Raw genomic sequence first — 18,204 nt, 5'->3', positions numbered from 1 at the left:
GCATGACGAAGGTGGCCGTTTTCGGGACGGGCTCGTGGGGCACCACGTTCGCGATGATCCTCACGGAGGCCGGCAACGAGGTCACGATGTGGGGGCGCAGGGCCGAGGTGACCGAGGCCATCGACCGCGACCACGTCAACCCCGACTACCTGCCCGGCATCCCGCTCCCCGCCGCGCTGCGGGCCACGACCGACCCCGAGCGGGCGCTGGCGGGGGCCGACTTCGTGGTGCTCACCGTGCCGGCTCAGAGCCTGCGGCCCAACCTGGCCGCCTGGCGCGCCCACATCCCGTCCGGCGCGGTGCTGGTGAGCCTGATGAAGGGCATCGAGCTCGGCACGACCAAGCGCATGAGCGAGGTGATCCACGAGGTCGCCGAATGGCCGCAGGAACGCGTCGCGGTCGTCTCGGGGCCCAACCTGGCCAGGGAGATCGCCCAGCGCCAGCCCGCCGCCACCGTGGTGGCCTGCACCGACGAGCAGGTCGCCGCGCGGCTCCAGGCAATCTGCCACCTGCCGCCGTGGTTCCGCCCCTACACCAACCCCGACGTGGTCGGGGTCGAGCTCGGCGGCGCGGTGAAGAACGTCATCGCGCTGGCCGTGGGCGTCTCCGCCGGCATGGGCATGGGCGACAACGTCAGCGCCATGCTCATCACCCGGGGGCTGGCCGAGATCTCCCGCCTGGGCGCGGCGCTCGGGGCCGACGCCCACACCTTCGCGGGGCTCGCGGGCATGGGCGACCTGGTGGCCACGTGCACGTCCCCGCTGTCGCGCAACCGTACGTTCGGGGAGAACCTGGGCCGGGGCATGACGCTGGCCGAGGTCGTCGCCTCGACCAAGCAGACCGCCGAGGGCGTGAAGTCCTGCGAGTCGGTGCTCGAACTGGCCAGGAAGCACGATGTCGAGATGCCGATCACCGAGGTCGTCGTCGGGGTCGTCCACGACGGCATGTCGCCCGCCGAGGCGGGCACGCTGCTGATGTCCCGTTCCCCCAAGCCCGAGCGGTACGGCTTGTGAGAAACACCTGATTACGGCGTGCTCGACTCGCTGTGACAGGGACACCCCCGGTAGATTCGGACACCATGAGCAAGCCACGCGTCGCCGTCGTTTTCGGAGGCCGCAATTCCGAGCACGCTGTTTCCCTGATGGGAGCGGGCAGCGTGCTGGATGCGATCGACAGGACCAAGTACGAAGTGATCCCCATCGGGATCGCCCAGGACGGCAGGTGGGTGCTGGCAGCCTCCGACCAGCGGTTCGCCATCGAGTCGGGCGAGCTGCCGGTCGTCGACACCTCGGGCGCGGCGCTGGCGCTGCCCTCGGGCGACAACTCGCTGGTGGCCTACGACCCCGGCAGCATCCCGGTGGAGCTCGGCACGGTCGACGTGGTGTTCCCCGTGATGCACGGCCCGTTCGCCGAGGACGGCACGATCCAGGGGCTGCTGGAGATGGCCGGCGTCCGTTACGTCGGCTCCGGCGTGCTGGCCAGCGCGGTGGGCATGGACAAGGCCCACATGAAGACCGTGATGGCCGCGGCGGGCCTGCCGACCGGCCGTTACGTCGTCGTACGCGACCGCGACTGGCGGCTCGGGCGTGAGTGCGTGCTCAAGGAGGCCGAGGAGCTGGGTTACCCGGTCTTCGTCAAGCCGGCCAGGGCGGGCTCGTCCCAGGGCATCTCCAAGGCCTCCGACCGGGCCGAGCTGGAGGCGGCCGTGGAGGAGGCCAGGCGGCACGACCCCAAGGTGATCATCGAGGCCGCGATCGTCGGCCGCGAGATCGAGTGCGCGGTGCTGCAGTCGCTGGGCGACGAGCCGGCCACCGCGTCGATGCCCGGCGAGGTGCGGGTCGAGGGCGGCCAGGACTTCTTCGACTTCGAGGCGAAGTACTACCCCGACCAGATGTCGCTCACGGTGCCCGCCGACATCCCGCAGGAGACGGCCGAGGAGCTGCGGGCGATGGCGGTGCGCGCGTTCGAGGCGCTCGACTGCGAGGGACTGGCGCGGGTCGACTTCTTCTACACGCCCGAGGGCCAGGTGATCTTCAACGAGATCAACACGATGCCCGGGTTCACGTCGCTGTCGGTGGCGCCGCAGCTCTGGGCGGCCTCGGGGCTGTCGTACCCGGCCCTGGTCGACCGGCTGATCCAGCTGGCGCTCTCGCGCTCGCCCGGCCTGAGATGAGCCGGTCTCGGCTTGCCGAGAGGTGGTCTCGGCGTGCGGTGGGCCGGTCTCGGTCTGAGGCGGGCCGGTCGGGCCTCGGCCCGCGCGTTCGTCAGGCCTCTGACGCGATCTGGGCGATCGGCTTCGACAGGTCGGCCAGCACCTCGGCGGCGACGTGCTCGCCGCCGACCGTGACCTCCACGTAGGCGAGGTCGGTCACCGCCGTGAACAGCGCGGGCTTGTCGGGATCGGCGAACCAGCCCACGCCGCCGACCTCCTGGAGCCGGTCGGTGGGCGCCATCCTGGCGGGCCTGGGCACGCCGCAGCGCAGCGCGATGACGCCGGCACCCCAGACGGCCACGTACGGAGACTCGGGCGTGGAGGATCCACGCTGCTCGCCGTCGAGTGTCGCGGGCAGCAGGGGGGCCAGCTTGGCGCAGGCCGCCGCCGCCTCGCCCTGCGGGGCGGGCGGCTCGACCCGTACGGTGCCGCCGCAACCGGCGAGGGCCAGGAGAACGAACAGGACGGCGGCGGCACGCATGCGAGGACTACCTTCAGATATGGACGATCGGGCACGTAAGAGTACGCGTGATGCCCTCCACCGCCTGAATCTGGGCGACGACGAGCTTGCCCAGTTCGTCGACATTGTTGGCCTCCGCGCGCACGATCACGTCATAAGGCCCCGTGACGTCCTCCGCTTGGGTGACCCCCGGAATGCCGGAGATCTCGCGGGCCACGGCGGCGGCTTTGCCGACCTCGGTCTGGATAAGGATGTAGGCCTGCACCATCACGTCCTCCCGGGCGATTCGATCACGCCGAAGGGCCACCGTACCCTGTGTGCGTCAGGAGGTGCGTCATCACAGTCGGAGATCTCGGCGAATTCGGTGTGGTAAATCGTATTACCGGACGTCTGCCCCAAAGCGCGGCGGTAATGCTCGGGCCGGGTGACGACGCCGCTCTCGTCGGCGCGCCCGACGGGCGGGTCGTGGTCTCCACGGACCTGCTGCTGGAGGGCAGGCACTTCCGCCGCGACTGGTCCAGCGGTTACGACGTGGGCCGCAAGGCCGCCGCCCAGAACCTGGCCGACGTGGCCGCCATGGGCGCCACGCCGACGGCCATCGTGGTCGGCCTGGGCGTGCCCGCCGACCTGCCGCTGAGCTGGCTGGACGAGCTGACCGACGGGTTCGGCGACGAGTGCGCGACGGTCGGGGCGAGCGTGGCCGGCGGTGACGTGACCCGGTGCGACCTGGTCGTCATCGGGGTGACCGCGCTGGGCGACCTGGCCGGGCGGGCCCCCGTGCTGCGTTCAGGGGCGAGGCCGGGGCACGTGGTGGCGGTGGCGGGCCGGCTCGGCTACGCCGCCGCGGGCTGGGCGCTGCTGGAGGCGGGCGTGCCGGCGGAGACGCCGCTGCTCGCGGAGGTCGTGGCGGGGCATCGGCGGCCGCTTCCTCCGTACGCGATGGGGCCCATGGCGGCCGAGCTGGGCGCGAGCGCGATGCTGGACGTGAGCGACGGGCTGCTGCAGGACCTCGGGCACGTGGCCGAGGCGGGCGGGGTGCGGATCGAGCTCGATCCGCGTGAGTTCACGGTGGCGGAGCCGGTGCTGGCGGCGGCCAAGGAGCTGAGGGCCGATCCGCTCGAATGGGTGCTCACGGGTGGCGAAGATCACGCTCTGGCTGCGGTCTTTCCCGCTGACGTACAGCTGCCGCCCGAGTTTCAGGTGGTGGGGCGGGTGGTCGAAGGTGAGGGCGTCATGGTGTATGGGCGGGAAATCGGCCGTCGCGGGTGGGATCACTTTCGGTGATGACTTGTCCCGATTTACGTGAAGTTTTCCTGTTTTGGGGTACGACTAGCGGGATTGCTGTGACAACGGCGTATCAAAGGTGTTATGAAGATTGGCGGCCACTGTAACCGGCAGAAAGGGCAGCCATGGGCCGCCACGGCACAGGTGGATCCGACGACGGGGAAGAACGGGGGAACGGCAGCGCATTCTGGGGTCCTGACGAGCAAGGTGACGCGCCGGGCTGGCCGTCCCTGCCGGACCAGCCCGAGGTGACGGGCCAGTGGGCACCCATGCCCCAGCGCACCGACGGGCCGGCTCCGCGCGCTCCGCAGTCGGAGCCGTTCGAGACCACCGGAGCCTTCGCGGTGCCCACCGACTCCGCCAGCGGCCTTCCACCGGCCAACGACCCCGCGGGCGCCTTCCCACCGCCGTCCTCCAGGGACGACTCAGGGCCGTTCGAGACGACGGGCGCGTTCACCCGTCCGTCCGACTGGAGCCCGCCCGTGGATCGTCCAGGCGGCTTCTTCGACGGCGCCGCCGATCAGGCGGGGCCGGGCAGAGGCCCCTTCGACGAGCCCGGTGACGGGCCCTTCGGCCGGCGGGGCGACCCCGGCGGACCAGGCGGGTTCGACCGGCAGGGGCCGTTCAACGGTCCTGACCAGACCTCGGTCTTCGGCGGCGGCCAGGGCGGGATGCCCGGCCGCGACGCGCAGGACCCCGGGCAGACGGCCTTCTTCGGCGGCCCCCAGCAGGGCGGGCCCCAGGGCGGACCCGGACCTTTCGACCAGCCGGACGTCTTCAGCCGGCCCGGCCCCTCCGGTCAGCCCGGTCAGCAGGGTCCTTCCGGGCAGCCCGGTCCCTTCGACCAGCCGGACGTCTTCGGCCAGCCGGGACCGTTCGACCGGCCCGGCGCTCCCGGCCAGCCCGGTCCCTTCGATCAGCAGGGGCCGTTCGACCAGCAGGGCCCGTTCGACGGGCGTGACGAGCGCGGAGGGCCGTTCGGCGGCCCCGGCGACCGCGACCCCCGCGACTCCCGTGACCCCTTCGACTCCTATGACGGGGACGACGCGAACCGCACCGCCAGGTTCGACGGCCCGCCCGGCGCCGGCTTCGCCGCTCCGCCCGAGCCGGGCGACATCAAGGTGGCCGGTGAGCCGACCGCCGTGCACAACGCCCCCGCCTGGGCCGACGCCGAGACCGGCTTCCTGGGCTCCGGCTGGTCGAACGACTCCGACACGCCGGACGAGGAGCCCAGAGGCCGCCGTGGCCGGCGCAGGTCGGGCCGTGGCGGTGGTGGCGGTGATGACGACATGCTGGCCGCCGCGCCGGGAGGCGCCGGCAAGGGCCGCGTGGCGCTGCTCTCCGTCGCCGCCGTGGCCGTGGTGCTCGGTGGCACCGTGGCGGGCGTGAAGTTCATGAGCTCGGGTGATCCGGCCAAGTGCGAGGGTGTGACCTGCGCCGCCGTACAGACGACAGGACAGCCTGGGCCCGCCGTCTCCGAGCCCGCCGATGAGGAGGACGCCGAGCCGGCGCCGGAGGAGGAGCCGACGGAGGAGGGCGAGGAGACCGAGCCCGCCGACACCCCCAAGCCGACGGCCACCTACAGCGCCAGGGCGCCGCGCAGGACCGCGACCCCCACGCCGACGCCCACCAAGTCCAAGGTGAAGAAGACGGCGGAGCCCACGGAGGAGCCGCTGGACGACGAGCCGCCGGTCGAGGAGACCGTGTCGGAGGCGCCCACCGAGGACCCCACGCCCGTGGAGGACACCGACGCCGGGACCGGCGTCGGCACGCCGGAATCGCCCGGCACGGGCGACCCCGGGACGTTCGAGCAGTCGTCGAACGCCGGCTCCGTCAACGTCAAGCAGACCATCCAGCAGCGCCTGACCACCTACAAGGCCAGGATGACGGTGTCCAACGACTCCGCGCGTACGCTGCAGAACCCCACGGTCTCCGTGCCCGTGGACGGCCGGGTCGTGGACGTGGACGGCGCCGAGTGGTCCCAGGACGGCGACCTGCTGATCCTGGACGTGTCGGGCTCGCTGGCCGCCGGTGACTCGGTCGAGGTGTCGTTCACGGCCACCGGCAGGGGCGCCAAGGCGCAGAACTGCGGCATGGTCGAAGGGGAGTGCGCCGTCAGCTGAATGGTTGGATGGGGGACATGACGGTTTCGATCCCTCCTCGTGTGCTGACCGTCGCCGGCTCCGACTCCGGCGGCGGCGCGGGCATCCAGGCCGACCTGAAGACCATGCTGGCCATGGGCGTCCACGGCATGAGCGTCATCGCCGCGGTCACGGCCCAGAACTCCCTGGGCGTCCAGGGCTACTGGGAGCTGCCGCCCGAGGCCGTACGCGCGCAGCTCGACTCCGTGCTGGGTGACATCGGCGCCCAGGCGGTGAAGACCGGCATGCTGGCCTCGCCCGCGCTCGTCGAGACGGTCGCCGGCGTGCTCGCCTCCTACTCCGCGCCCGTGATCGTCGATCCCGTCGGGGTGTCCAAGCACGGCGACACGCTGCTCGTGCCCGAGGCCGTCGAGACGCTGCGCACCCGGCTGCTGCCCGTCGCCACCGTGGTGACGCCCAACCTGTGGGAGGTGGAGCAGCTCACCTCCGTGAAGGTGGAGGACGAGGACGGGCTTCGGCGGGCCGCGGACGCCGTGCTGGAACTGGGGCCCACGTGGGCGCTGATCAAGGGCGGCCACCTGCCCGGGCCCCCGGTGGACCTGCTCACGGACGGCACCTCCGAGTACCGCTTCACCGCCGACCGCCTCGACAACCGCCACACCCACGGCACCGGCTGCACTTTGGCCTCCGCCATCGCCTCCCGCCTCGCCCTGGGCGACGACGTACCGGCCGCGGTGGGCCGGGCCAAGGAGTACGTGACGGGCGCGATCGCCCGCGGCTTCCCGCTGGGGGAGGGCATCGGCCCAGTGGACCACGCCTGGCAGTGGCGCCCCTGACCGCGCCGTAGGGCCGTCTGCGGGGCACGGCGGCCCACGGGGGCACGGTCATCCGTGCGGCACGGCTGCGCACGCTGTGGGGCCGCCACAGGGCGTGGCGGTCCATGGGACAGGGCCGCCCGTGCGATCATGCGGCGAGGGGTGGGTATGACGAAGGCCCGCTGCTCCCCAGGGGAGGCGGGCCTTCGTGGAAGTGAGAACTAGCGGGTGACCTTGCCCGCCTTGATGCACGAGGTGCACACGTTCAGCTTCTTCGGCGTGCCGCCGATGACCGCGCGGACTGTCTGGATGTTGGGGTTCCAACGACGGCGGGTGCGGCGGTGAGAGTGGGACACGTTGTTGCCGAAGGTCGGCCCCTTGCGGCAGACATCGCAGACGGAAGCCACGGTATCGCTCCTTAAAACAGTCGATATAGCCCTGTCCGCTGATGCTTTCCGGGCGGAGGGCATGCCGGGACAACCGGCCAGCCAGTTGAGAATATCTGATGCGCACTATGAGCGCGAACCAGAGCATCTGGATCGGGTCAGGGCGGCGATATCCTCCTCGCACAACGGTAGCGCATGGGCGGAGGTCGCAGGACGCACATGAAGATCCTCGACCCGCCCGCGGTGCGCCGCTGGGCCCGCCTGGCCGCCGACGCGCTCGGCCACGCCAGGTCGGAGATCGACGCGCTCAACGTGTTCCCGGTCGCAGACGGCGACACCGGCACCAATCTGCACCTGACCCTGCTGTCCGCGGCCGAGGCCGTCGAGTCGCTGCCCGAGGACGTGGACGCGGCCGTCGTGTGGCAGACGCTCTCGTACGGCGCCCTGGTGGGGGCGCGCGGCAACTCAGGCGTGATCGTCAGCCAGGCGTTACGCGGCCTCGCCGAGGTGCTGAAGGACGGCGAGGATCTGCGCGCCGGGCTGCTCAGGGCCGCCGTGCTGGCCAGGGAGGCGGTCGCCAGGCCGGTCGAGGGCACGGTGCTGAGCGTGCTGGAGTCGGCGGCGCTGGCCGTGCAGGGGGTGGACGGCGACCTGCCGGAGGTGGCGCGGCAGGCGGCGGGGGAGGCGCGGGCCGCGCTGCGCCGTACCCCTGGACAGCTCGACGTGCTGGCCCGCAGCGGCGTCGTGGACGCGGGCGGCGCGGGGGCGGCGATCGTCCTGGAGACGCTGGCCGCCGTGATCACCGGCTCCCACGCCGACCACTACGAGGTGCCCGCCCCCACCCTGCGCGTGTCGCCGATGACCGAGGTCGGGGCGGGCTACGAGGTGATGTACCTGCTGGACGCCGACGACCGCGCGGTGGCCGGGCTGCGGGCGGAGCTCGACGCCATGGGCGACTCGCTGGTCGTGGTCGGCGGCGAAGGGCTGTGGAACGTGCACGTCCACGTGGCCGAGGCCGGGCCCGCGGTCGAGGCGGGCATCCGCGCGGGCCGGCCGCACCGGATCAGGATCACGTACCTGGCCGAGAGCACGCACACCGCCGGCGCGGGCAGGGGTGTCGTGGCGGTCGCCGCGGGCGACGGGATCGCGGCGCTGTTCGAGGAGTGCGGCGCGATCGTGGTGCGCCGCACGCCCGGCACCCGTCCCACGCTGCCCGCCCTGCTGGCCGCGATCAGGCAGGCGGGCGCCGAGGTCGCGGTGCTGCCGAACGACGAGGGTGTACGCGCGGTCGCCGCCGCGGCGGCGGAGATCGCCCGCGAGGACGGCGTGATGGTCAGCGTGCTGCCCACGAAGGCGACCGTGCAGGGCCTGGCGGCGCTGGCCGTGCACGACCCGCTGCGCCGCTTCGACGACGACGTGGTGGCGATGACGGACGCGGCCGGGCACACGAGGTACGGACATGTGACGGTGGCGGACAGGGAGGCGTTCACCAGCGCCGGGGTGTGCCGTCCAGGCGACGTGCTCGGCATGATCGACGGGGACGTGGCGGTGATCGGCGACTCGGTCGCGGACGTGGCCGTGACGGTGGTGGACCGGATGGTCGCGGGCGGGGGCGAACTGGTCACGCTCGTCACGGGAGAGCGGGCGCCGCAGGGCCTGGCGGGCCTGGTGGAGGAGCATCTCGGACGTACGCGGCCCGGTGTGGATCTGGTCGTGTACGACGGAGAGCAGGGCGGCTACCCCGTGCTGATCGGCGTGGAGTGAGGGTCTGCCCGCTCCTGTATCGGGGTGGAGTGAGCGTCGCCGGGGTTCCTGTCGGCCGCAGGCGGTAGAACTTATTGCCGTGAGCCGTTTCGACGAGCCTCTGACGAAGGCGCTCGACCCGAAGACCGCCAAGCTGCTGCACAGCGTGCTCGACCTTGAGACGGTCGGCGACCTGCTGCGCCACTACCCCCGGCGCTATGCCGAGCGCGGCGAGCTGACCTCGCTCGACGCGCTGGAGGTGGACGAGCACGTCACCGTGGTCGGCGAGGTGAGCCGGCTGATGCGCAAGCCCATGCGCAACCGCGGCGGCACCTGGCTGGAGGTCGAGGTCGTCGACGGCAACCGCAACAAGATCTACCTGTCGTTCTTCGGCAAGGGCTCCCACGTGGCCGAGTCGCGGCTCAAGCCGGGGCGGCGCGGGATGTTCGCCGGCAAGGTGGGGCTGTTCGGGTCGCGGACGAGCCCGCGCTGGCAGCTCGCCCACCCGGAGTTCGAGCTGTTCGAGGAGAGCGAGGCGAGCGCCGAGGAGTTCGCGTCGGCGCCGGTGCCGATCTATCCGGCGGGCAAGGACCTGACGCCGTGGGCGATCAGGCGCGCGATCGGCATCGTGCTCGACACGCTCGGCCCCCTCGACGATCCGCTGCCCGCCGCGCTGCGGGCCCGCCACGGGCTCCAGGACCTCGCGGAGGCGCTGGTGGCCGTGCACCGGCCGAAGACCATGGCCGACGTGGGGCGGGCGCGCAAGCGGCTGAAGTTCGACGAGGCGTTCGTGCTGCAGGCCGTGCTGCTCCAGCGGCGCCAGGCCGCCACCGCTTGGCCCGCGAAGCCGCGTCCAGGGCGTACCGACGGGCTGCTCGCCGACTTCGACGCGCGGCTGCCGTTCGCGCTGACCGAGGGGCAGGAACGGGTCGGCGCGGAGATCGCCGCCGACCTGGCCCTCGAACACCCCATGCACCGGCTGCTGCAGGGCGAGGTCGGCGCGGGCAAGACGGTGGTCGCGCTGCGGGCGATGCTCCAGGTGGTCGACGCCGGCGGCCAGGCCGCGCTGCTCGCGCCCACCGAGGTGCTGGCCCAGCAGCACCACCGGTCGATCACCGCCATGCTCGGCGACCTCGCGCAGGGAGGCATGTTCGGGGGCACGGCGGTCACGCTGCTGACCGGCTCGATGGGCGCCGCCGCCCGCCGCTCGGCGCTGCTCGACGCGGCCTCGGGCACGGCCGGCATCGTCGTGGGCACCCACGCGCTGCTGCAGGAGCACGTGCAGTTCGCTGATCTGGGGCTGGTCGTGGTGGACGAGCAGCACCGGTTCGGGGTCGAGCAGCGCGACGCGCTGCGTGAGAAGGCGGGCGGCGGCCGGCCGCACGTCCTGGTGATGACCGCCACGCCGATCCCGCGCACGGTCGCCATGACGGTCTTCGGCGACCTGGAGGTCTCGACGCTGTCGCAGCTGCCGTCGGGCCGCGCCCCCATCACCACCCACGTGGTTCCCGCCGCCGAGAAGCCCCACTACCTGGAACGGACTTGGCAGCGGGTCAGGGAGGAGGTGGGGCTCGGCAGGCAGGCCTACATCGTCTGCCCGCGCATCGGCGACCTGGAGGGCGACGAGGGTGACCTGGCCGCGGCGTCGAACGGCGGCGACGACCGCCGGCCGCCGCTCGCGGTCCTCGACGTGGCCGAGCTGCTGACCGAGGGTCCCTTCCACGACCTGCGGGTCGGCACCCTGCACGGCAAGCTGCCGCCGGAGGAGAAGGACGCCGTCATGCGCTCGTTCACGCGGGGCGAGCTCGATGTCCTGGTGGCGACGACGGTCATCGAGGTCGGGGTCGACGTCCCCAACTCCTCCGTCATGATCATCATGGACGCCGACCGCTTCGGCGTCTCCCAGCTCCACCAGCTCAGAGGCCGAGTCGGCCGGGGCGGCCTACCTGGCCTCTGCCTCCTGGTCTCCGACTTCCCCGAGGGCACCCCCGCCAGGGCCCGGCTGGACGCGGTGGCGGCCACACTCGACGGGTTCGAGCTGTCGCGGGTCGACCTGGAGCAGCGACGCGAGGGCGACGTGCTGGGCGCGGCGCAGTCGGGCAAGCGCTCGTCGCTGAAACTGCTCCAACTGCTCAGGGACGAGGACGTGATCGCCACCGCCAGAGACGAGGCCGCCGCCCTGCTCGTGGACGACCCGCAACTCGAACGACACACGGGCCTGCGCGCGGAGATCGACCGACTCCTGGCAGACGAACGAGCGGAATACCTGGAAAAAACCTGACGGTCTGGCGCACGCCGGGCCGATCGGGCAATCGGGCAATCGGTCGAACTTTCGATCACGCGACCGGTCGCACTTTCGCCGATGTGCCGGGTCGCACGACGACGATGTGCCGGGCCGCCTTCTTGACCGCGCGGCCGATCACGCTTTCGACGACGTCGCCGGTCGCGCTTTTTGGCCACCTGGCCGGTCAAGTTGGGCTCGCGTTACGGCGGTCAGCCGGTGAAGGGTTCAGAGGCCGTTTCCTGGAGGGCCCTCAGCCGAAGTGCGGCGGGTGGAAAGCCACGGCACCGCCGTAAAAGATGAGGCTGTCACTGCGGCACTGCCGCAGAAGAAGACGGAGGGAAAGAGGCCCGACGAGGCCGAAAATGATGATGATTGGATGCCCAGCCGCGGGGACGGCCTCCCCCCGAATGCCGTCCCCGGCTGGGCCCACCCTCGGGTCAGGTGCCGAGGGAACCGGCGTGCGGAAGGGCTCACGATCACGCCGGTCGGCCTTCATGTGGGTCACCTTGAAGGCCGCAGAACTCATCATGCGTGCCCGTCCGGCCGATGTGAATCATCCTTGCGTATCCGAGGCAGACACTTGTCCACTCTTGACCTGCGCGAACATGCGGAACAATGGGTCACATGACGCGGATCATCGCAGGCACGGCGGGTGGGCGGCGTCTGGCCGTGCCGCCGGGGCGCGGCACGAGGCCTACCAGTGACAGGGCGCGAGAAGGGATCCTCTTGACGCTCGATTCCCTGTACGGGCTGCGTGGCGCCCGTGTGCTCGACCTGTACGCCGGTTCTGGCGCGGTCGGGCTGGAGACGCTGTCGCGGGGCGCGGCGGAGGCGGTGCTGGTGGAGTCGGATCCGAAGGCGGTCCGGACGATCAGGGCCAATGTCGGGACGCTGGGGCTCGCGGGCGCCCGGGTGGTGGCGGACAAGGTGGAGCGGCTGCTGGCGAAGCCGGCCGACGGGCCGTACGACATCGTCTTCGCCGATCCGCCGTACGCGGTCTCCGGTGACGACGTCCAGAAGGTGCTGGAGCTGCTGCGCGACAACGATTGGTTGGCAGATGAGGCTTTGGTGGCGTTCGAGAGGGAAACCAGGGGAAAGCCCCTCATGTGGCCTGAAGGGTACGTTGAGGAGAGGGTCCGTCGTTATGGCGAAGCATCCGTTTGGTACGGTCGCGCCGCCGGGAACCCGTAGACCTGGGAGGCGTCTTGCGCCGCGTAGTCTGCCCGGGGTCGTTCGACCCCATCACCAATGGTCATCTCGACATCATCGGCCGCTCGGCGCGGCTGTACGACGAGGTGACCGTGGCAGTCCTCATCAACGTCGAGAAGAGCAGCCTGTTCACGGTTGACGAACGCATCGAGATCCTGCAGACCGTGACCAAGGAGTACCCCAACGTCAAAGTGCGGAAATTCCATGGCCTGCTGGTCGATTTCTGCAGACAGAACGACATCCCCGCCATCGTCAAGGGCATCAGAGTGGTCAGCGACTTCGACTACGAGCTGCAGATGGCGCAGCTCAACTACCGCCTGTCGGGAGTGGAGACGCTGTTCATGCCCACCAACCCCGAATACTCGTTCCTGTCGTCCTCGCGGGTGAAGGAGATCGCCCGATACGGCGGCGACGTCTCCGGTCTCGTGCCGGACCTGGTGCACACCCTGCTCATCGAGCGGCTCAGGGGCTGAGCGCGAGCTGCTATCCTTTCATTTCGGCCTTGTACGACGGCGATCCTTGTCGCCATGCCTAGCGAGAGCAGGATGACTCAGCACCTCGACCCCCGCTCCCCGTGGGTGATATCCACTCATGACCTGGGAAAGCGGCCGGGCACGATGAGGCAGATGACTCTGACTCTCCCGGCACCGGCGAATCTCGGCGTCGACATGATCGGTGTCCCCAAAGACGCCGATGTCGAGCTGGATCTCCGGCTCGAAGCAGTGATGGAAGGCGTGCTCGTCTCGGGCACGGCGCATTCCCCGCTCGCCGGGGAGTGCGCGCGGTGCCTCGACCCCGTCTCCTCGGAGATCGAGGTCGGCTTGCAGGAGCTGTTCTTCTACTCCGACGAGGACGCCTCGGAGGATGACTCACTGCTCGACGGTGAGCTGTTCGACCTCGAGCCGACGTTCCGCGACGCGGTGGTGCTCGCACTGCCGCTGAGCCCCGTCTGCGGTGACGACTGCCAGGGGCTCTGCCCGGAGTGTGGGATCAAGCTGGCCGAGGCCGGCGACGATCACCGGCACGAGAAGATCGACGCCCGCTGGGCGTCGTTGCAAGGTCTGATTTCCGACAAAGATAACGATCAGGAGAAGTGACGTGGCCGTCCCGAAGCGAAAGATGTCGCGGAGCAACACCCGCGCCCGTCGCTCCCAGTGGAAGACGACTGCTGTCGCCCTGGTGAGCTGCCCGCAGTGCCGTTCGCCCAAGCAGCCGCACATCGCGTGCCCCACCTGCGGCACCTACAACCGTCGTCAGGTCATCGAGCCGTCCGCCTGATCCGCTGGCGCGGCCCGATCGCCGGGCCGCCGTTCCGCACAGGGCGTGACGGTGGCCGGCGCCGGAGGTTCCGCTCCAGCAGTTGACGTGATGCCGACCGGGTGCCAAAGTGCCTCGGTCGGCGTTACCGTCTCTTAGATGTGTGCGGCGGCGGTTCGCCCGCGGCCGTGGTGGACGCCGGGGCTACGCCCGGTACCCCGACGCCCACCACGTTTTCGGGCATCATGCGCAGCCGACGCGCCGTGTGAAGATGTCCGAGGAGGAAACACGTGGGCGCAGGTCCTAAGCCGGTGGCCGTCGAGGTCGCCAGAGAAGAGCTGGAGCGGGTCCTTTCCGTCGGTCTCGGCCACGACATTCTGGAGCGGGCGCTGACGCACCGCTCCTACGCGTACGAGAACGGTGGCCTGCCCACCAACGAGCGCCTGGAGTTCCTGGGCGACTCGGTGCTGGGCCTGGTGGTCACCGACACCCTCTACCGCAACCACCCCGACCTGCCCGAGGGGCAGCTGGCCAAACTACGCGCCGCGGTGGTCAACATGCGCGCGCTGGCCGACGTGGCCAGAGGGCTCGGCCTGGGGCGGTTCCTGCGGCTCGGCAGGGGCGAGGAGGGCACGGGCGGGCGCGACAAGTCGTCCATCCTGGCCGACACCCTTGAGGCCCTGATCGGCGCGATCTACGTCGACAAGGGGCTCGACGAGGCGTTCCGGGTGGTCCACGTGCTGTTCGACCCGCTGATCGTGCGCTCGGCCTCGCTCGGCGCCGGGCTCGACTGGAAGACCTCGCTGCAGGAGCTGACCGCCTCCGAGGCACTCGGCGTGCCCGAATACCACGTCGAGGAGAGCGGCCCCGACCACGCCAAGTCGTTCACGGCGATGGTGCGGGTCGGTGGCGAGTCCTACGGCTCGGGCAACGGGCGCAGCAAGAAGGAGGCCGAGCAGCAGGCGGCCGAGGCGGCCTGGACCCGCATCAGGGCCCGCCGCGAGCAGCGCGAAAGCCAGCCCGCCGGCTGACCCCGACCGACGGCCGCCAACGGGCGGAGGGAGCTCTGGAGGATGGTTCTGGAGCTCCCGGATGTTGTCCAGAAGGTGAGAGCTAGGTTGCCCCAGCGTCCAGAGGGCGAGGTCGGAAGTGCCTGAGCTGCCGGAGGTCGAGGTCGTCAGGCGCGGCCTCGCGCAATGGGTGACCGGGCGTGAGATCGCCGGCGCCGAGGTGCTCCACCCCCGCGCGATCCGCCGTCACGTGCCCGGCGCCGACGAGTTCGCCGCCCGCCTCAAGGGCCGCGTGCTCCTGTCCGCCGAGCGCCGCGGCAAATACCTGTGGCTCCCGCTGTCGGGCGCGGACGAGGCGCTCATGGCCCACCTGGGGATGAGCGGCCAGCTGCTCGTGGTGGACGGCGACACGGCCCAGGAGAAGCATCTGCGGGTACGCCTGCGCTTCGAGGACGGCGGCCCCGACCTGCGCTTCGTCGACCAGCGCACGTTCGGCCACGTCATGCTCACCCCGATGGCCGGCGACGTGCCCGAGCCGATCTCCCACATCGCGCCCGACCCGTTCGAGGCCGTGTTCGACGAGGCCGAGTTCACCCGCAGGCTCAGGACGAAGAAGACCGAGATCAAGCGGGCCCTGCTCGACCAGTCGCTGATCAGCGGCGTCGGCAACATCTACGCCGACGAGGCTCTCTGGATCGCGAAACTTCACTGGGCCCGCCCGGCGAACACGCTCACCCGCCCCAAGGTGGCCGAGCTGCTCACCGCCGTGCGCACGGTCATGGGCGCGGCGCTGCTGCAGGGCGGCACGTCGTTCGACAGCCTGTACGTCAACGTCAACGGCGAGAGCGGATACTTCGAGCGCTCGCTGGAGGTGTACGGCCGCCGCGACCAGCCCTGCTCCCGCTGCGGCAGCGCCATCAGGCGCGAGGCGTTCATGAACCGCTCGTCCTACTCCTGCCCCAGATGCCAGCGACGATCGCACTGACCAGCGTGAGCCCGGCTCCGGCCCACATGACGGCGGAGATCGGCAGCCCGTCCGCGATCCTGCCGCCGGCGAACGAGCCGAGCGCGATGGAGACGTTGAAGGAGCCGACGAAGAGCGCCGTGCCGAGCTCGCCCCCGCCCTCCCGCATGATCCACAGTTGCAAGGTGACGCCGACGCCGCCGTAGCCGAGGCCCCACGCCACGAGTGCCACCAGGGGCGGCAGGGCGGTCAGCGCCAGCGCCGCCATCGACAGCGTCATCAGGCCGGTCAGCACGATCAGCGTGGCCCTGGGGTTCCTGGCCGCGCGGGCCCCGGCGGCGAAGTTGCCCGCCACGCCGGCGGCGCCGTACAGGAGGAGCGCGGCGCCGATGAAGGCGGCGCCGGCGAGCGAGACCTGTTCGAGGAACGGGCGGACGTAGGTGTAGGCGGCGAAGTGGCCGGAGACGGTCAGCGCGGTCAGCAGCAGCACGACGTTCAGCGGCCCTGAGAGCCACGAGAGGCGCTTCTCCCGCGCCGCCGCGTCCGAGGACCCGGCCGGGGGCCGCAAGGGCGGCAGCGTCACCGCCAGCAGCACGAGAAGGCCGAGCGCCAGCACCCCGGCGGCGGCGAACGCGGTGCGCCACCCCGCGAACGACGAGACGAACGTCGCCGCGGGCACCCCGAGCACCGAGGCCACCGACACGCCGGACAGGATGATCGACGTCGCGCGCCCGACGGACCGCTCGGGGACCAGCCGCGTCCCGAGCCCGGCCGCGAAGGCCCAGAACCCGCCGATGCTCACTCCGGTCAGCACCCTGGCGGCCAGCATGACCAGGTGGTTCTGGGCCAGCGCGCCGGCCAGGTCGGCCACCGCCAGCACCGCCATCAGCCCGAGCAGGATCGTCCTGCGGTCGATCGCGCGCGCGGCCAGCGCCAGCACGGGAGCGGCGACCGCGGCGACGAGGCCGGTGAGCGACATCGTCAGCCCGGCCGTGCCCGTGGACACCCCGAGGTCGGAGGCGATCGAGGTGAGCAGGCCGACGGGCAGCATCTCGCTGCTCACGATGGTGAAGGTGCCCATCGCGACGGAGGTCACGGCGAGCCAGCGCGCGCGTACGGCGCCGGAAACGTCAGTCGTCGTCATGCCGCCCAGCCTCCGGCCGGGCCGCCGGCGGGAACAATGACGAATGCCGAAGGCTTCCTTTAACCAGGCTCAACGATCCGCCGGAGGTGTGGGGATGGAGTTCAGGGAGCTGGAGTGCTTTCTCGTGCTCAGCGAGGAGCTGCACTTCGCGCGTACGGCCGAGCGCCTCTACCTGTCGCCGGGAAGGGTGAGCCAGCTCATGCGCTCCCTGGAGAGCAGGATCGGCGGAAGGCTGTTCGACCGGACGAGCAGGAGAGTGCGGCTGACCCCGCTCGGCGAACGTTTCCTGGCCGACCTGCGCCCCGCCTACGACGGCCTGGCCGGCGCCGTGAGCCGGGCCAGGACGGCCGCCAGGGAGGTGACGGGCGTGCTCAGGGTCGGGTTCCTGGCCACGCCGACCGACGTGGTGACGGGCAGCGTGCGTGCCTTCGAGCGGCGCAACCCGGGCTGCGCGGTCGAGCTGGTCGAGGTCCCGCTGTCCGACCCCTTCGGCCGGCTGCGGGCCGGGCAGGTGGACGTCACGTTCACGCTGCTGCCCCTGGACGAGCCCGACCTGGCCGGCGGCGGCGAGCTGAACCGGGTCGGTTACACGCTCGGCCTGTCCACCCGCCATCCGCTCGCCGGGCGGGCCGGCATCGCGGCGGAGGAACTGGCGTCCGTGCCGCTGATCGGGCTGGACGGCCCGGCCCCGCGCTCGTGGCACGAGCGGGTGGCACCCTCCGTGACCCCTTCCGGACGTCCGATTCCCCGCGCCGGTAGGGTGACCACCACCCAGGAGGGCCTGACACAGGTGGCGCTCGGCCGGGGCGGCATGCTGTTCTGCGCGCCCACGGCCATGCAGCACCAGCGCCCCGACGTCAGTTTCGTGCCCGTCACGGGGCTGCCCGCGTCGATCTTCGGTCTGGCCTGGGTGAAGAACGCGGAAAGCGCGGCCGTCAGGGCCTTCGGCGAGGCGGCGGCGCAGTTGGCTGCGGAGCGGGCCCCGGGGCAGGGGACCGGTGACCGCGTCCTGGTGGCGTGAAGGGGGACGAGATGACGCAGGACGAGGGAGACGTCCGGCTGACCGCCTGGGTGCGTGGCCGCGTCCAGGGCGTGGGCTTCCGCTGGTGGACGCGGGCGCGGGCGCTGGAGCTCGATCTCGTGGGGTGGGCCCGCAACACCGACGACGGCCGCGTGGAGGTGGTCGCGGAGGGATCACGCGAGGCGTGCGTCAAGCTGCTGGAGCTGCTGAGAAGTTGCGACACGCCGGGAAGAGTGGATGGAGTAGTGGAACGATGGAGCGAACCCCGAGGTAGTTTGGGCGGTTTTGTCGAGCGGTAGCCGCTTTTGTCAAA

At 71.3% G+C, this 18,204-nt stretch carries 19 protein-coding genes; 15 read left to right on the top strand and 4 right to left on the bottom strand.

Annotation, left to right across the window (positions count from 1 at the left end; all coding sequences use genetic code 11):
- Positions 1-2 precede the first annotated feature (2 nt).
- Together AB0C27_RS26330 and AB0C27_RS26325 are read left to right on the top strand one after the other, a co-directional pair.
- A complete protein-coding gene (locus AB0C27_RS26330) occupies positions 3-1,013 on the top strand; it encodes an NAD(P)H-dependent glycerol-3-phosphate dehydrogenase (RefSeq protein ID WP_357848433.1) in 1,011 nt (336 codons plus the stop codon).
- A 65-nt stretch (positions 1,014-1,078) separates the two neighbouring features.
- On the top strand, positions 1,079-2,173 hold the full coding sequence (locus AB0C27_RS26325; protein WP_346111348.1) for a D-alanine--D-alanine ligase family protein: 1,095 nt from the start codon (positions 1,079-1,081) through the stop codon (positions 2,171-2,173).
- 91 nt (positions 2,174-2,264) lie between these two features.
- Here the strand turns inward: AB0C27_RS26325 and AB0C27_RS26320 are convergent, their stop codons facing one another.
- On the bottom strand, positions 2,265-2,693 hold the full coding sequence (locus tag AB0C27_RS26320) for a DUF3515 family protein (protein WP_357848431.1): 429 nt from the start codon (positions 2,691-2,693) through the stop codon (positions 2,265-2,267).
- A 13-nt stretch (positions 2,694-2,706) separates the two neighbouring features.
- Positions 2,707-2,940 carry an Lrp/AsnC ligand binding domain-containing protein gene (locus AB0C27_RS26315; RefSeq protein ID WP_106249262.1) on the bottom strand — a complete coding sequence of 78 codons (234 nt, stop codon included), beginning with the start codon at positions 2,938-2,940 and terminating at the stop codon, positions 2,707-2,709.
- Between the two features lie 47 nt (positions 2,941-2,987).
- Between AB0C27_RS26315 and AB0C27_RS26310 the strand changes: the two genes are divergently transcribed.
- The 3 genes from AB0C27_RS26310 to thiD all read left to right on the top strand — a co-directional run bounded on the left by AB0C27_RS26310 (position 2,988) and on the right by thiD (position 6,894).
- Positions 2,988-3,956, top strand: a complete 969-nt coding sequence (locus AB0C27_RS26310; RefSeq protein WP_357848429.1) for a thiamine-phosphate kinase — start codon at positions 2,988-2,990, stop codon at positions 3,954-3,956.
- Positions 3,957-4,225: 269 nt separating this feature from the next.
- On the top strand, positions 4,226-6,079 hold the full coding sequence (locus AB0C27_RS26305) for a hypothetical protein (RefSeq protein WP_357848427.1): 1,854 nt from the start codon (positions 4,226-4,228) through the stop codon (positions 6,077-6,079).
- 8 nt (positions 6,080-6,087) lie between these two features.
- Complete coding sequence (thiD, locus tag AB0C27_RS26300) at positions 6,088-6,894, top strand: bifunctional hydroxymethylpyrimidine kinase/phosphomethylpyrimidine kinase (RefSeq protein WP_357848425.1); 807 nt, start codon at positions 6,088-6,090, stop codon at positions 6,892-6,894.
- A 200-nt stretch (positions 6,895-7,094) separates the two neighbouring features.
- On the opposite strand, the gene rpmB is transcribed toward thiD, so the two are convergent.
- Positions 7,095-7,280 carry a 50S ribosomal protein L28 gene (rpmB, locus tag AB0C27_RS26295; RefSeq protein WP_049556934.1) on the bottom strand — a complete coding sequence of 62 codons (186 nt, stop codon included), beginning with the start codon at positions 7,278-7,280 and terminating at the stop codon, positions 7,095-7,097.
- A gap of 198 nt (positions 7,281-7,478) precedes the next feature.
- Here rpmB and AB0C27_RS26290 point away from each other — a divergent pair, with 198 nt between their 5' ends.
- The 8 genes from AB0C27_RS26290 (at position 7,479) to mutM (ending at position 15,747) form a co-directional block, all read left to right on the top strand.
- The gene (locus AB0C27_RS26290) at positions 7,479-9,023 is read left to right on the top strand and encodes a DAK2 domain-containing protein (RefSeq protein ID WP_357848423.1); all 1,545 of its coding nucleotides are present in this window, start codon (positions 7,479-7,481) and stop codon (positions 9,021-9,023) included.
- A 79-nt stretch (positions 9,024-9,102) separates the two neighbouring features.
- Positions 9,103-11,283 (top strand): ATP-dependent DNA helicase RecG, encoded by a 2,181-nt coding sequence (gene recG / locus AB0C27_RS26285; protein WP_357848421.1) that lies wholly within the window; start codon positions 9,103-9,105, stop codon positions 11,281-11,283.
- 627 nt (positions 11,284-11,910) lie between these two features.
- Positions 11,911-12,477, top strand: coding sequence for a 16S rRNA (guanine(966)-N(2))-methyltransferase RsmD (gene rsmD, locus AB0C27_RS26280; RefSeq protein WP_357848419.1), 567 nt, complete (start codon positions 11,911-11,913; stop codon positions 12,475-12,477).
- A 14-nt stretch (positions 12,478-12,491) separates the two neighbouring features.
- Positions 12,492-12,968, top strand: coding sequence for a pantetheine-phosphate adenylyltransferase (gene coaD / locus AB0C27_RS26275; protein WP_346111340.1), 477 nt, complete (start codon positions 12,492-12,494; stop codon positions 12,966-12,968).
- A 72-nt stretch (positions 12,969-13,040) separates the two neighbouring features.
- Positions 13,041-13,592, top strand: a complete 552-nt coding sequence (locus AB0C27_RS26270) for a YceD family protein (protein ID WP_357848417.1) — start codon at positions 13,041-13,043, stop codon at positions 13,590-13,592.
- A gap of 1 nt (position 13,593) precedes the next feature.
- Positions 13,594-13,773, top strand: coding sequence for a 50S ribosomal protein L32 (gene rpmF / locus AB0C27_RS26265; protein ID WP_033409409.1), 180 nt, complete (start codon positions 13,594-13,596; stop codon positions 13,771-13,773).
- A 290-nt stretch (positions 13,774-14,063) separates the two neighbouring features.
- A complete protein-coding gene (gene rnc, locus AB0C27_RS26260) occupies positions 14,064-14,783 on the top strand; it encodes a ribonuclease III (protein ID WP_357848896.1) in 720 nt (239 codons plus the stop codon).
- A gap of 118 nt (positions 14,784-14,901) precedes the next feature.
- Positions 14,902-15,747 carry a bifunctional DNA-formamidopyrimidine glycosylase/DNA-(apurinic or apyrimidinic site) lyase gene (gene mutM, locus AB0C27_RS26255; protein ID WP_357848415.1) on the top strand — a complete coding sequence of 282 codons (846 nt, stop codon included), beginning with the start codon at positions 14,902-14,904 and terminating at the stop codon, positions 15,745-15,747.
- On the opposite strand, the gene AB0C27_RS26250 is transcribed toward mutM, so the two are convergent.
- The gene (locus AB0C27_RS26250; RefSeq protein WP_357848413.1) at positions 15,695-16,870 is read right to left on the bottom strand and encodes an MFS transporter; all 1,176 of its coding nucleotides are present in this window, start codon (positions 16,868-16,870) and stop codon (positions 15,695-15,697) included. The two genes, mutM and AB0C27_RS26250, sit on opposite strands and share 53 nt — an antisense overlap.
- Before the next feature lie 94 nt (positions 16,871-16,964).
- Between AB0C27_RS26250 and AB0C27_RS26245 the strand changes: the two genes are divergently transcribed.
- Entirely contained in the window at positions 16,965-17,891 is a 927-nt protein-coding gene (locus tag AB0C27_RS26245) for a LysR family transcriptional regulator (RefSeq protein ID WP_357848411.1), read from the top strand.
- Positions 17,892-17,902: 11 nt separating this feature from the next.
- Complete coding sequence (locus AB0C27_RS26240; protein ID WP_357848409.1) at positions 17,903-18,190, top strand: acylphosphatase; 288 nt, start codon at positions 17,903-17,905, stop codon at positions 18,188-18,190.
- The last annotated feature ends 14 nt before the right edge of the window (positions 18,191-18,204 follow it).

This window comes from Nonomuraea sp. NPDC048882, assembly GCF_040649755.1.
In the GTDB taxonomy this organism is placed as follows: Bacteria; Actinomycetota; Actinomycetes; order Streptosporangiales; family Streptosporangiaceae; genus Nonomuraea; species Nonomuraea maheshkhaliensis.
Note: the sequence above shows the minus strand (reverse complement) of the source record. Positions and strands in the feature narration are given on the sequence as shown.

Coding starts and splice junctions, on each gene's coding strand:
- AB0C27_RS26325 (WP_346111348.1), top strand. CDS start 1,079: ATGAGCAAGCCACGCGTCGCCGTCGTTTTCGGAGGCCGCAATTCCGAG.
- AB0C27_RS26250 (WP_357848413.1), bottom strand. CDS start 16,870: ATGACGACGACTGACGTTTCCGGCGCCGTACGCGCGCGCTGGCTCGCC.
- AB0C27_RS26330 (WP_357848433.1), top strand. CDS start 3: ATGACGAAGGTGGCCGTTTTCGGGACGGGCTCGTGGGGCACCACGTTC.
- AB0C27_RS26305 (WP_357848427.1), top strand. CDS start 4,226: ATGCCCCAGCGCACCGACGGGCCGGCTCCGCGCGCTCCGCAGTCGGAG.
- AB0C27_RS26270 (WP_357848417.1), top strand. CDS start 13,041: ATGACTCAGCACCTCGACCCCCGCTCCCCGTGGGTGATATCCACTCAT.
- AB0C27_RS26240 (WP_357848409.1), top strand. CDS start 17,903: ATGACGCAGGACGAGGGAGACGTCCGGCTGACCGCCTGGGTGCGTGGC.
- rsmD (WP_357848419.1), top strand. CDS start 11,911: ATGACGCGGATCATCGCAGGCACGGCGGGTGGGCGGCGTCTGGCCGTG.
- AB0C27_RS26245 (WP_357848411.1), top strand. CDS start 16,965: ATGGAGTTCAGGGAGCTGGAGTGCTTTCTCGTGCTCAGCGAGGAGCTG.
- AB0C27_RS26320 (WP_357848431.1), bottom strand. CDS start 2,693: ATGCGTGCCGCCGCCGTCCTGTTCGTTCTCCTGGCCCTCGCCGGTTGC.
- AB0C27_RS26290 (WP_357848423.1), top strand. CDS start 7,479: ATGAAGATCCTCGACCCGCCCGCGGTGCGCCGCTGGGCCCGCCTGGCC.
- thiD (WP_357848425.1), top strand. CDS start 6,088: ATGGGGGACATGACGGTTTCGATCCCTCCTCGTGTGCTGACCGTCGCC.
- AB0C27_RS26315 (WP_106249262.1), bottom strand. CDS start 2,940: ATGGTGCAGGCCTACATCCTTATCCAGACCGAGGTCGGCAAAGCCGCC.